Origin of the sequence: Halorubrum sp. GN12_10-3_MGM, assembly GCF_005435235.1 — an archaeon.
GTDB lineage: Archaea > Halobacteriota > Halobacteria > Halobacteriales > Haloferacaceae > Halorubrum > Halorubrum ezzemoulense.
Genome location: NZ_SGUB01000012.1, coordinates 14,876 through 28,091, shown reverse-complemented (window position 1 = coordinate 28,091; position 13,216 = coordinate 14,876). Strand labels below are relative to the sequence as shown.

At 58.9% G+C, this 13,216-nt stretch carries 10 protein-coding genes and 2 pseudogenes; 10 read left to right on the top strand and 2 right to left on the bottom strand.

Translation table 11 applies throughout. From position 1 onward, the window contains the following. Positions 1–185: 185 nt before the first annotated feature. The 10 genes and pseudogenes from EXE47_RS10435 to EXE47_RS10390 form a co-directional block, all read left to right on the top strand. The gene (locus EXE47_RS10435) at positions 186–524 is read left to right on the top strand and encodes a hypothetical protein (protein WP_049932656.1); all 339 of its coding nucleotides are present in this window, start codon (positions 186–188) and stop codon (positions 522–524) included. A gap of 224 nt (positions 525–748) precedes the next feature. Beyond that, a complete protein-coding gene (locus EXE47_RS10430; RefSeq protein WP_089308424.1) occupies positions 749–1,333 on the top strand; it encodes an SHOCT domain-containing protein in 585 nt (194 codons plus the stop codon). A 342-nt stretch (positions 1,334–1,675) separates the two neighbouring features. Then, positions 1,676–2,284: an archaellin/type IV pilin N-terminal domain-containing protein gene (locus EXE47_RS10425; RefSeq protein ID WP_089308423.1), complete on the top strand. Its 609-nt coding sequence runs from the start codon at positions 1,676–1,678 to the stop codon at positions 2,282–2,284. Between the two features lie 2 nt (positions 2,285–2,286). Beyond that, positions 2,287–2,961, top strand: a pseudogene (locus EXE47_RS19200) (archaellin/type IV pilin N-terminal domain-containing protein); the annotation flags it as partial. Positions 2,962–3,740: 779 nt separating this feature from the next. After that, a complete protein-coding gene (locus EXE47_RS10415) occupies positions 3,741–4,562 on the top strand; it encodes a hypothetical protein (protein ID WP_089308422.1) in 822 nt (273 codons plus the stop codon). 550 nt (positions 4,563–5,112) lie between these two features. Then, the gene (locus EXE47_RS10410; RefSeq protein ID WP_080508704.1) at positions 5,113–5,241 is read left to right on the top strand and encodes an AbrB/MazE/SpoVT family DNA-binding domain-containing protein; all 129 of its coding nucleotides are present in this window, start codon (positions 5,113–5,115) and stop codon (positions 5,239–5,241) included. A gap of 6 nt (positions 5,242–5,247) precedes the next feature. Next, complete coding sequence (locus EXE47_RS10405) at positions 5,248–6,486, top strand: RNA-guided endonuclease TnpB family protein (protein WP_089308421.1); 1,239 nt, start codon at positions 5,248–5,250, stop codon at positions 6,484–6,486. Between the two features lie 236 nt (positions 6,487–6,722). Then, positions 6,723–6,998 carry a HicB family protein gene (locus EXE47_RS10400; RefSeq protein ID WP_080508760.1) on the top strand — a complete coding sequence of 92 codons (276 nt, stop codon included), beginning with the start codon at positions 6,723–6,725 and terminating at the stop codon, positions 6,996–6,998. A 2-nt stretch (positions 6,999–7,000) separates the two neighbouring features. Next, positions 7,001–7,258, top strand: coding sequence for a type II toxin-antitoxin system HicA family toxin (locus EXE47_RS10395; RefSeq protein WP_049933484.1), 258 nt, complete (start codon positions 7,001–7,003; stop codon positions 7,256–7,258). Positions 7,259–10,383: 3,125 nt separating this feature from the next. Continuing rightward, a pseudogene (locus tag EXE47_RS10390) lies at positions 10,384–10,638 on the top strand (hypothetical protein); the annotation flags it as partial. A gap of 15 nt (positions 10,639–10,653) precedes the next feature. Here EXE47_RS10390 and EXE47_RS10385 read toward each other — a convergent pair. Together EXE47_RS10385 and EXE47_RS10380 are read right to left on the bottom strand one after the other, a co-directional pair. Then, positions 10,654–11,562, bottom strand: coding sequence for a hypothetical protein (locus EXE47_RS10385; RefSeq protein ID WP_049933325.1), 909 nt, complete (start codon positions 11,560–11,562; stop codon positions 10,654–10,656). A 409-nt stretch (positions 11,563–11,971) separates the two neighbouring features. After that, positions 11,972–13,213 carry an RNA-guided endonuclease TnpB family protein gene (locus EXE47_RS10380; RefSeq protein ID WP_049933324.1) on the bottom strand — a complete coding sequence of 414 codons (1,242 nt, stop codon included), beginning with the start codon at positions 13,211–13,213 and terminating at the stop codon, positions 11,972–11,974. Positions 13,214–13,216 lie beyond the last annotated feature (3 nt).

Here is a 13,216-nt window from a genome sequence, read left to right as displayed (position 1 = left end):
TCACGTTATCGGGATTGATTTTTATCTCTTATAACGGTACCGGTGAGTGCCCCGGGCGGCAACCCTCGCGATCCGGCGTGCGGTACGGGACCACGGGCGGTTCGGCGACTCGAATCGGTTTGCCGTGTTATCGCCGCTGATACCCGCTCCCGTGGGTTTATAATCCGCATTCGAGCAGGTGAGGTATGGAGCTCATTGAGGGGTTGTACCTGATGACGACCACCGTGCTGGCCGGCGCGAGCGCGACGCTGGTTGCGTTCGCCGTCGCGGCGTATCGGTCGTCCGGCCGCACGGCGATGGCGTACCTGGCGGTCGGCTTCGGACTCGTCGTCGTCGCGGCGGTCGCGACGCCCGCGGCCGCCTTCCGGACCGAATTCGCCGACCCCGAGGCCCTCCTCCTCGTCAACACCGGGCTGCTGGCGGCGTCGATGGCGCTCGTCGCCGGGAGCCTCGCGGTGTACGAGCCGGGAACGCGCGAGTTCGTGATCCCCGAGTCGGAGCTGTCGCGTCTGCGCGATCGGTGACAGTCGGGTCCGAGCCCTAACCCCCCGCGTCGCCGCCGAATCGATCCTAAGCGAACGCCGCGAAACCGGAAGCGTACCCCGCCCCCCGACGCCCTTTTGCGTTCTCGGTTCGTAGCGATCTCGATGACAGATCGCTGTCGAAACGGCGGCGCGACCCCGAGCCCGCGACCGGCTCCGCGGCGGCGCCGACCCGGTGAATCGCCCCGAGGCTCGGGGCGTCGACGATGACGGCTGCCGACGCCCGCGGGGGTCGCTCGCCGGTCGCGCGCCTCTCGGATCTCGCCGCGCGCGCCGGCGTCGGCGCCGGGGTCACGGTGCTCGTGAGCGTCCTGCCCGTCGTCGGGCTGGTCGCGCCTGCGGTCGGCGCCGGCGTGGCGAGTTGGACCGACGACGCGGAGCGCCCCCGCGGCCCGAAGATCGGGGCCGCCACGGGCGCGCTGGTCGCGCTGTTGTCGCTGCCGCTGACGTTCTTTGCGGTGTGGGTCGCCGCCGCGGTGTCGCCCGCGGCGACCGTCGGCGTCCTCGCGCTCACGCTGTTCGGCGCGGCGTACGTCGTCGGCAGCGGCGCGCTCGGCGGCTACCTGGCGGACCGGATCGCCGCCGAGCGCGATATCTCGCCGGCGGACGCCGACCGCGAGGCGCCCGCGACGCCGATCGAGCGCCTCAAACACCGCTACGTCGAGGGCGAGATCTCCGACGCGGAGTTCGAGCGCCGCCTCGACCGACTGGTCTCCGCCGACCGCGACCGCACCGACTCGGCGTCTCGGCGCGAGCCGCCCGAGACGACTGCCCCCGAGCACGAGCGCTGAAACGGCCTTTGGGGGATCGCTTTTTCGAACGGCGTCGTTGACACTCGGTATTCTCTCCTTCTCGCTTGTCACGTCTCGCCCGACGCGGTCGCCGCTCGTTCGCACATCGGATTGGTGATAGAGACCAGTCGGTACCGCCGCTGCGCCGCAGATCCAGATCTGATACTCTCTCGCCGAAGTCGTTGATATATTCTGTAACTAAACTACTCAAAATAACCCGAAAATCGCACGACGTGACGTGTTTATCAACTCGGATAACCGGGAACGTGATCTTAAGTAGGAAATCCGCTTCGCTATCGATAACGCCCGCCGGGCAGGCCGGGGGCCGACGCAACACAACCAATGTTCGAAACCATACTGGACGAGGAAGAGCGCGGTCAAGTGGGGATCGGGACCCTCATCGTGTTCATCGCGATGGTGCTGGTGGCGGCGATCGCCGCTGGCGTCCTGATCAACACGGCCGGGTTCCTCCAGACGCAGGCGGAGGCAACGGGGCAGGAAAGTACACAGCAGGTGAGTGACCGGCTTCAAGTCGTGAGTCAGTCCGGAACGTTCGACGATAATCAAGGAGACGGACAGATCGTCGAACTGGACTTCGTGCTCGCTCAGTCGCCAGGCGCGTCCAATGTCGACCTGAGTGAGACCTCAGTCGAACTCATCGGTGAAAGTGGACAGGAGTCATTCACACTCAGCACCGCTTCTGATGGGACCGGAATTGACATGTTCAAAGGAGAAAATAATGTTGTCTTCACCGATAGCAGTGACCGCGCGCAAGTGACAATTGGGCTTGACGCGGGCAGCAACTTTGTTGATAACAACGCTGGTGAGAGCGCCTACGTTCTCGAAGAAGGCGACTCGTTAACGGTAACGTTCACGACGCCGTCGGGTGCAACGACGACGAGTGAAATCCGCGTGCCCAGCACCGTCGTTAGCGATTCAGTGAGGCTATAACAATGTTCGAATTCATTACCAACCCCGAGGAGCGCGGTCAGGTGGGGATCGGGACCCTCATCGTGTTCATCGCGATGGTGCTGGTGGCGGCGATCGCCGCCGGTGTCTTGATCAACACGGCCGGGTTCCTCCAGACCCAGGCAGAAGCAACGGGCCAAGAGAGTACTGACCTCGTTTCTGAGCGGATTGACGTGACGAGTGAGGTCGGAATCGTCGGTGACCCGGCTACCGGTGTGTTAAACGAAGTTCGGTTGGGCGTCTCCGGTGCTCCCGGCGCCGACCAGATCGACTTAACACAGACGACTATCCAAGCAGTCGGCCCCGGCGGACAACAGAACCTCGTGTTCACGAGCACCCCGTCCGGTGGGAGCGAAGTGACGCAACTATCCGTGCCGTCAATTTCCTCCGGTTCGGGTACTATCAACGTAGGCGTTAGTTACACTAATATTCCTGCGTTCGATTCTGGTAACTCTAGCCAGAAGCTGGTCGTCGAGTACGATGCCGGTGGTGACGGCAGTATCCAGGAAACGACGCAAGTGACAGGTGGCAACCTCGACAGTAGCTCGATCGAGTTTGGCGCTGCTTCCTCTGGTGATGGTAAAATCACGGCATCCCCCAGCAAAGGCGACAAAGTCACCTTCGACCTTGTTAATGACGACAACGGCGACAGTAGCGTTCTTCAAGAAACGGTTACCCAAACAGTCGAGAGGACTGCGCTCACAGTTGGTCCTGTTTCGAATGGGGCAACCGAATTTACTGTGGATATTAATTACGACAACATCGAATCAATCGACGACTCGGATGACACCCAAAAGGTGAAGATTACCTACGATCCGGGGGGTGCGGGTACCACGACGACAGCAACGGCTGATGACATCACTAGTGGCTCGGTGACAATCACTGCGATTGATGGCACCGCTAGCGGTAATACGGAAATCGACGCCTCCGGCGGCACCACCGCTGGCGAGTTCGATAGCGAAGACATTGATATCGAACTGACTGATGGCAGTAACACCATTGGAACTGTTACTACGCTCACTGTTGGTAGCGGTAGCGGAATAGAAATCAGCCCAACGAGTGATCTCAAGGCGACGGCAGTCCTCAGCAACAAGGTTACCGACCTCGGATCGAACGAGTTCGCCGTCGGTTCGGACGGCAACTTCCGGTCCTCGGCGGTACTCAACGAAGGGAAAGACTACACAATCCTGATCAACCCTGAAGTGGGAGCCTTACGAGACACGGACGACTCCGAGGCGTTCGGTGAGAGTGACTCCGCCACGCTCGATATTGTCTCGCCCTCCGGCGCGACGACGAGCGTCGAACTCCGTGCACCTGACCTCTTCAACAAGAACGGCGAAGCTGTCCGGCTCTAACGACTCTCGAATTACAAGTTAACCGCCTCGGCGGAGCCGATCCGCCCGCAACACCTATTTTACGGCGCGCGATACCATGACGCATGAGTGACCACGACGCGCCCGCGGCCGACCCGGACGCGCCGCCCGCCGACCCCGACGAGCTCGACTTCACCGATGACGAGAATGTCGTTGAGATCGAGGAGGGTCGGTACGTCGTCGGGACGAACGGCCGCCCCAACGTCGGGCGCTCGCAGGACGACCGCCGGCCGCCGCCGAACGACGCCGCTCCTCCCGCCGACTCGAGCGAGTTCACCGCCGTGGAACCCGCAAACCCCGACGACCGCCGCCCGGCCGGCAACGACCCGCGGGCGAGCGCCGCCGGGCCCGGCGTCGAGGACCGCGACCAGCGACAGGCCGATGAGCGGGGTCGATCGGGGGGACGGCAGCGTGGCGGCGAGCAAGGACAGCCCGGGAGGCAGGACCGCGCAAGCGGCGAAAGCGGTGTCGGGCGTCAGGGTCGCGCGCGGTCGCGTTCGGGCGGTCAGCGGTCTCCGTCCGACGCGAACGCGGTCGACCGGCAGACGGTGAGCCGGTGGCTGGCGACCTCCTTCGACGACGACGGCTTCGACTACGGCATTGACGCAACGCTCCATGCGAACGGTGACACCACCCGCCAGCGGACCGTATCGAACGACGTGACGGCAACGTTCGACACGCTAATCTCGTGGTTCGCCTCCAATGCGGGGCCGAACTCGCCGACGCCGGAGGCGATCGGGTTGCTGCTCGCGGCTTCCGAGACGACAGTCAACCTGCCGCCGGTGGTGATCAAGCGGTTCGCCGCAAACCAGGGGCTCACGGCGAGCGATAGTATCGGCGATCTCGTGCGCGCCGCCGAAGAGGAAGGCGGCTTCCAGATTGAGTGAGCCCTGTTGAGGTCGATTCTCAGGACAGGTTCACACCACCACTTCAACGCGAGCGTTGATTAACTACAGAGCGCAGATACTGTTGTAGAAGGCTTACAACGCCCGAATCACCTCGGTTTTTGAACGGGCCGCATCCACTGGTTGAGGTCGCTGACGGTTTCTTGACTCACATGGACCCACGTCTGGCCATTCCAGGTCTCTTCGACACGCTGCCAGTGGTCATTCGACTGTGGAATGAACCGCACTCGATGGCGGGTTCCTGCGTGGTCAGTAAACTCGAGAACTTGTTCACACCGAGTTGACGACGTCATTGGCTGTGTTGGAGTCGCAGTACTTTGTGGAGCTGTACATTCAGTTTGTGAAGCGCTGTCGACCGTTGCTGTGTTGCTGTCTGACATTTGTTCACCGGAGGGAATCTCTCAATCATACCCTCCACCCCGCTCGGGGGGTACAAACTACTTTTGTACAGGCGGCCGAGGCGACTGCCCCGGGGCTTGACCCCGGGGTTGAAGCCGACAGCATTATTATGCTTAAGACAGTATAATTCAGTATGGGACAGATGGAATGCTATCCAAAACTGCGACAACGGGGTGTTGTCACGATCCCAGAAGAAGTCCGAGACGGTCTTGATCTGGAAGAAGGCGACCAACTGAAACTCATCGTCGAAAAACTCGACTAACCAACCGTGAAACACACGCTTCGTTTTCGCGCGTACCTGCCTGACGACGTGGAGAGCGAAGCGTGGCACCACATCGACATCCTCCGGCAGATCCGCAACCACACTGTCCGAGACTACTACAACTCCGACTACAACGACCGACCATCAGACTACGACCAACACAACAAACTCACCGCTTGGGCAGACCGCTGGCCGACCTTCGCGGAACCCTCCAGACACGCCGCACAACAAGCCATCACTCAGATCCACAGCGATCTGGAAACACTACAAGAACGTCGAGAAAACGGCTACAACGTCGGAAGGTTACAGTGGCAAGGCAAAGGCGAATTTCGGTCAGTGTCGTACAATCAACCCCGTCGCTGGAACGTGGATCACAACACGGGCGACGACCGATTCGTGCGACTCCGACTCGAAAAGATCGGCTGGTTCAATATCCGAGCAGACCGCAACGTGCCATCCAAAGATGAGATTGACGAGGTCATCCTCAAAAAAGAATCAACGGGTGAGTGGTACGTCTCGCTCGTCACCACCGTGGAAGACACGCCAGAGAAACCGTCACTGAGTGAGGTTAAACCCGAAGACTGTGTGGGTGCTGACCTCGGCATCACCAACTACATCCACACCTCGAAAAATCTGTCCGTGGCTACGCTTGACCTGTCGGACGAGTACGACCGGTACGCACGCGAGCAGCGGAAACTCGCTCGGAAAGAACACGGCTCTAACAATTGGGAGAAACAACGCCAACAGGTGGCGCGAGCCAAACGCAAAATCAAGCGGAAGGTCGAAGATTTCCAGCACAAGCTGACGACGTGGCTCGTGAAAAAGTACGATGTGGTGGCCGTGGAGGATTTGGACGTGAAACCGATGCTGGAAACCAGTCAAAATGCGAAAAGCAAACAGGATGCGGCGTGGTCGCAGTTCATCGAACTGTTAGAGTACAAAGGTGAATTACACGGCACACACGTTGAAACGGTTGAACCTCGCGGGACGACAAAAGAGTGTTCGGTTTGTGGCGTCGAGACGGCCAAGCCGATCTGGGTGCGGGAGCATTCGTGCCCTGCGTGCGGACACAAGGAAGATCGTGATTTGAACGCGGCGAAGAATATTCTCACTCGTGGATTGCGGCAGTTAGGACTGGGACAGTCCGAATCAACGCCTGTGCAGACTGCGCTCCCTACGTTCACGCCTCACCGAGAGGCCGTGGATGCAAAGCGCGTCGTTGAAGCAGGAAGCCCCGGGGCTTGACCCCGGGGTGCGTTCACCAACTACTAGACGGGATCAGATCTCGATGGCTGAGCCCACAGGCGTTCACTTGACGTACCGCAATCCAAATTCTCATTCGGCTCTGCTGAAATACTATTATTCAGACATATTTCGGCTGAAACAACCGGTCGACAAAGAGTGCGTATCGAGCATCAATGGTCTGTGTGAGACGGTAGGTCTCCCGAAGCGTTTTGCGTCTCGGTGAAGTACCAGCAGGTATGGCACGAGCTGATTCTGGGAATTCGGACCCTCCTGAACGGGAAATCCGCTTAGTGAAGAACCCAGATGGCCAGTGGACGGCTCGTGATCTCCGTGTCGGTGTGACTGCTCAAGGTAAAAGCCGGGACGTAGCACTTGACAATCTTGATGCCGTCATTGAGGCGGTAGAAGGTGATGGCGGGCGGCCTCCAACCGATGAGGAGATACGTGACCTCGGTGTTGATCCTGAAGTCGCTCAATCACAGAGCGATGAGATCCCCGATGTCTTACAGTAGCAATGGTGACGCGGGATTTTTCCGGTGAAGACGTGTACAAAGTGCTGACGAACGTTGGTGGATTTCAGCACGTCCGTACCACAGGGGATCACCTGATTCTTCGATGGGACCCACCAGAAAGCCATGAGAACACGGATACGCGTACCGTGATTGTTCCGGCCCACGACTCAATCAGCATCGGAACGCTCCATGATATTGCTGACGACGCCGGTGCGGAGAATTTCGAAGCGTTCTGCGAGTGGATCGACGAGAATCGGTGACGACCGATATAGGTTTCTGAGTCACCTGTATTGACCGGAACCGGAGTAGAACGTATCACTTTCTGAGGATTTCAACGGAGCCCCTCATTCAAATTTAAATAGAATAATTCACAAAAATACGGTAGCGTTGCCATCACACCCGATTACCGACACGATTATACTTAGACCGCTTAGCTGAAGTTCTAAATTACGGACAATAAGCAGTATAATCGCAAGACGTAGCGGGGTTACTCTGTTGGGAAACCGACTGATAATAAAAATAAAAAAGAGCTACCCAGAGGATCCGACAGAGCATGTGAATAACATAGGGCGGTGCCATCCACCGGGGCCCAAGCGACCACTGACCGGGGCGGACACCCGATCCAATGCACTACACAGATCGGCAAGCGACCAGAGCACCGAGACCTGGGAAACCACTCGACGCGGCCTCAATATGGGCAGCCACACCAAGGACGAACCCACGTGGATGGGTCCGGTCTGATCTGCTCAGCAGCAACCCACCCCTTGTCGTCAGCCCACCAAGGCCACGCACACTGGAAGCCCCGGGCCGGCAGTGATGCGGCCCGCCACAGTGCTGATGAGACGGCTGTAATATCGTTATATCATACACGCCTCTCAGGAGACCTCCGATTCGGTAGCAGCCAACAGACGATGCCAGGGCGGGAAGCAGGGCGATTGCCTGGGAGTAGACGGACAGTCCCGAGTAGCAACTGGTGGTCTGTCGCGAAGACATGAGACTCCTTCATTGAGCAGGCGGGTCTCCTACGGGAGGAAAAACGGAGCAAGCGGGTCTCCTACGGGAGGAAAAACGGAGCAAGCGGGTCTCCTACGGGAGGAAAAACGGAGCAAGCGGGTCTCCTACGGGACGAAATAACGGAGCAGGCGGGTCTCCTACGGGAGGCAATGACGGGGTCTGTGTTGGAAAACGAGACGTTGTTCTTTCAGGAACGGGATGTCCTGCGGTAGGAAACAGGATGTTTTGCGTTGGGGGATCGTTTGTCCTGCGGTAGGAAACAGGATGTTTTGCGTTGGGGGATCGTTTGTCCTGCGGTAGGAAACAGGATGTTTTGCGTTGGGGGATCGTTTGTCCTGCGGTAGGAAACAGGATGTTTTGCGTTGGGAGATCGTTTGTCCTGCGTTGGGGGATCGTTTGTCCTGCGTTGGGGGATCGTTTGTCCTGCGTTGGGGGATCGTTTGTCCTGCGTTGGGGGGACGGAGGGTCTTGCGGTGGGAACCAATGAGTTCTGCGGTGGGAAACGGAATGTCCTGTGGCGGAAAACGCTGAGTTCTGCGGTGGGAACCAATGAGTCCTGTGGCGGAAAACGCTGAGTCCTGCGATGGAGAACGGTGAGTCTTGTATTGGGAAACGGTGAGTCCTGCGGTGGGAAACGACTGATCCTACAGTCGGGAACAACTGATCTTCCATCAGGATACGGTTGGTCCTACGGTAGGGAACGGGGGGCAATCTGTCGCCAGCGGCTGGTCCTGCGGTCGAGAACGGGCGGGGGTGCGTACGGACAAACGGAGCCGTGCGTCCGGACACGGCGGCGTCTGTCTCACACACTGGACACGTCTGCGTCCGGAAGCGGCTACTCACAAGAACTGGATTGGCGAGGCCTGTCCAAGCTATCACCCGGTCAACTGTAGGCCAGCAAGCACTCGAACGGGGGGTAGCGCTGACAGGAACCCAACTTGAGAGTCCGCCACAGGGCATGCGATGTATGCCGCCTGTCACTGCGCCGGACTTGTCAGGAGCTGCTGTCAGGCGGCGCTGCTGGTGCTACATGGTGAACGCAACCGAGACACCACCGGTGAATGTCGTGTCCAACTGGCGCTCACAGACATGGGTCACGCGGACGGCGCGAGCAGGGACTGGGGGTGTGTTCACTGCGCGAGTGTCGGGTGCTTGCGGGTCGCGACATGTGGTATCGGTAGCATCGCCGGTGGGCAGCCACGAGTTAGCCGTCCCGAGTGACGGTGCGAGCCGGTGGGTACGACTGGATCGAGGGTGGGTAAGACGGGTATGCGGTGCGTGGCGTCGTGTCGGGAGCCTCCCTAAACGACGGCGTCGTCGTCGTGGCTGCGGTGTGTCGCGATCGTCGTTGGCGTCGGGAACGAGGGGGTCCCTACTGGGGCGCGCACGCAGTGACAACGCGGTGGTCGGGTGGGTCATGATCTGGTCACACGGATCACGCGGGGAGTCCGCAGGGATTTCTCCAGTCGGCGGCATGGATCGACGCGACAGCTAACCGGGTGGTGAACCAGGACACAGTGTTGAGCGAGTGCGTCATGGATGGCTGGCGTCCCGTCTCCTAACGGGGAATGGACTGTGGTCCCGTTCAGGGAGCGATGGCTGCTGGCGAGTCGTGCGTCTCGGTGCGTCGCAGTGGTCACGGCGGTGTCTCAGTGTGGTGTGTGCGGTTTTTCGGTCGTCCGAGCACGGCGTGGCGACCAGTGGCGTTGTGCTGAGCGTGATGTCGACGTGGGGAACGACGGCGTCTTGGGTTGTGATTGTGGTGGGGAACGACGGCGTCTTGGGTTGTGATTGTGGTGGGGAACGACGGCGTCTTGCGTTGTGATCGTGGTGGGGAACGACGGCGTCTTGCGTTGTGATCGTGGTGGGGAACGACGGCGTCTTGCGTTGTGATTGTGGTGGGGAACACCACGGTCGTGAGGGAACTGCGCGGCGTGGGACAGTCGGTGTTGCTGTAGTGGTGACGGATCGATCGCACGGTGCTGTGGCGGTGTACGAAGCGTCCCGACGACGTCGACAGCGACGCCGCCCGGAAGGGCGCCATGCCAAGAGCGGAGGCGACGTCGTGGTGCGTGTGGTGGGAGGCTGGTCTCACGTCCCGGATCGGCCTGGGGACACTTGGGGCCACGGTGGGTTCAGACGAGAATTACTCTGGGCTCTCGGTGGGTTCACATTAGAATTACTCTGGGCTCTCGGTGGGTTCAGACAAAAAGTACTCTGGGGCCACGGTGGGTTCATATCGAACGCTCACCTTGATCTACGGGAACCACCACGGTTTCTGCAAAGCGCGTCGTGGAAGCAGGAAGCCCTACCCTCAACGAACGAGCCGCGTCAGCGGCGAGTGAGTAGGGTAGGGTAGGGTAGTTCACACAACGTCGCTGCCGACCATCTCTTGCGGATCGCGAATGCGCCACGTATCGAAGAGTACCTGCTCAACGTGCTGAAGCACGGAGAGAATACAGGTGAAGCCGAGTATGAGGCAACGGACAGCGATGTCGAATGCTGGATTCACGCCGACGTCTCCTACCAGAGTTACGCCTTCGGTGTCGGAGACAGCGTGTTCGAGTTCTCCGGCGTACCGATCAAAAGCGAAATCGCGTCGACTGTCACGCAACTTCAGTCGTAGGCTGTGGACTCTCGTTCAGGGATCGAAGTGGTAGATGTAGGGGTGGTCAGCCTTCCCAGCGGGCATGATTTCTTCGAGTAGCTCGCGAACCTCGGATTCGGAGGGAGCACTGGTGATGATTCGATCGTCGTAGATTGCTACATAGGCTTTGTTGAGTCCCAACTCGCGCAGTTCGCGACCCAAGCTGCGGGCTCGAGCCTTCCCCATCTCCTGATGGTAAATCTGCTCCAGTTCGTCGGTTTTCTCCCGCAACTGCTCGATCTCCGACGCGTATCGCTCTCGGTTGCGCTTGTTCTTCATGTAGAAGCGCAACTCCTCGGCGTCCGTCTTTTCGGCTTCCTCGGGAACTGGAAACGAGTCGATGATGCCGAAGCGATGTTTGGCCTCTTCGTACTCGTCGTCGATGTCAGTGCTGAGCGAGCCCCCGAATATGATGTTCTTGACCCCGATCCACCCATCGTAGACGATCTGATCCTCGAATGGCAACAGGACGACACTCGAAACCGGGACTGGAAGTGCAGATTCATCCCACACTTCGACGAACGGCAGCCGAGCCGGGCGGACTGCATATGCCTTCGGCGGTTCTGTCCAATCGAGGAAGATCGCGTCGTCTTCGCGATAGCGGACGACGACAAACTCTCCGGTGATGAAGTCAGTCCATGCTGCGACCTGCTCGAGATCAGCCTCCGACAGGTCAGCAGGGTTCTGGTCAACGAAGTCCTCTATCAGGTCCGTCGTTGACTCGTTGTACAGCGTGTTTCGGAGCGGGAGAAGCTCGTCAGTGTAGTGCTGTTCGAGGTCAGCGACCGTTTCGATCTCTTCGATGACATCGAATCGATCGTTGACATACATCAAGAGGTGGGCGTACAGATCAAGAAACCGTTGTTCGCTCTCTTCGGACAGCCGTCTGTCGGCTTCACTCATTGTTGACATTCTCTCCGCCCTGAAGGGTGAAGATTCCCACGGCCCCGCACCGCTGGGTTGGGGTGTTTACGGTTTGTAGCTGTCCCGATGACGGCTACTGGCTGTGCCAATCAGCCGTTACTCCTATCCCGGCATGGGATTCAGAGGTACTTCGTACTGTACCCGAACACTACAACAGAAAGGGGTACTTTCTGTGTGTGTGGTCGGGAATCCCAATATTGTCCGATTAAGTGGGCGGGTGGACCGCCTCGGATGATTATTAATACGACGACCACTCAGTTAAAACACCCAGCCAGAAGTTCGTGGCTGCTGTAGAGAATTGTCGGATTCATCCCCGCGCTGAAGCGCGAGGCTTTCTCCTTGATTCTCCGTAAAAGACGTGTTCATGGTCACAGTGAACTACCCCACCCTACTCGCTCACGGCTGACGCCGTTCGCTCCTTGAGGGTGGGGCTTCCTGCTTCCACGACGCGCTTTGCAGACACGGATGTATCCGCAGGGAGCGCAGTCTCCACAGGCGTTGATTCGGAGTGAACCACTCCTACTTCTTCAAGACCACGAGAAAGAATATTCCACGCCGCATTCGCGTCCCGATCCGCTTCAAACCCGCAGGAAGGACAAGAGTGTTCACGAACCCACAGCGGTTTCTCGGTTTTCACGCCACAGGACGCACACTCTTGGGTCGTGTCTTTCGGGTCGACCTCTACAAAGTGCGTGCCTTCACGGTCGCATTTGTATTCGAGCATCCGCTTGAACGTCCCCCACGCCGCCGACGCCCGGTTTCGAGAGTTGCCCGGTAGTTCAACCAACCCTTTCGCGTCCAAGCTCTCGACGGCCACCAAGTCGTACTCGGTGGCGTAGTAGTTCGACAGCTTGTGCAAGAAATCACGTCGCTTCCGTTTTAGATCGGCATGGCGTTGGGCAACGACTTTCCGTTGTTTCTCCCAGTTGTTCGACCCATGTTCTTTCCGTGAGAGGTCGCGCTGGGCGCGTTCCAACTGTTCGCGTTCGTCGGACAAGTCAAGTGACCCGACAGCAGTGCCATCGGTATCGTGGGCGTATTTGAGTATCCCAACGTCGATCCCAACACATCGCTCGGGGCCGGTTGGTTTCTCCGGTGTCTGTTTGCCGTCGACAGCGAATGAGGCGAACCACTCACCTGTCGGCTCTTTCTTGATCGTGACTTCTTTGATCGTCACGTCGTCGGGGATCACTCGGTGGTTCACGATTGGAATATCCGCGAGTTTCGACAGTGACAGTACAGGCTGGCCGTTCTTACTATCGAACTCGAAACCAGACTGTACGTAAGTGAAACTACGGAAGTCCTGTGGGGCTTTCCAGTTGAGACTACCGACGTTGTAGCCCCGCTCTTTCAGTTCGGAGAGAGCTTTGATGCTGTCCTCAATTCGCATGACAGCCGCCTGTGCGACTGTCGAGTACAGATCGTTCAGTTCCTCCCACCACTCTTTGAGGTCGGTGAGTTGATCCCGAACCTGCCGCACTCGTTGGTTGAGTGTCCCCGCCGAGTCTGGGATTTGCTCAAATTTGTTGAGTGCGTGGTTGTAGAGTTGCCTACAGGTGTCACGGTGGTAATCCAGTTGCTCACGCTGTTCGGGCGTGGGATTGAGTCGGAACCTATAGGCGTAGTACATTGG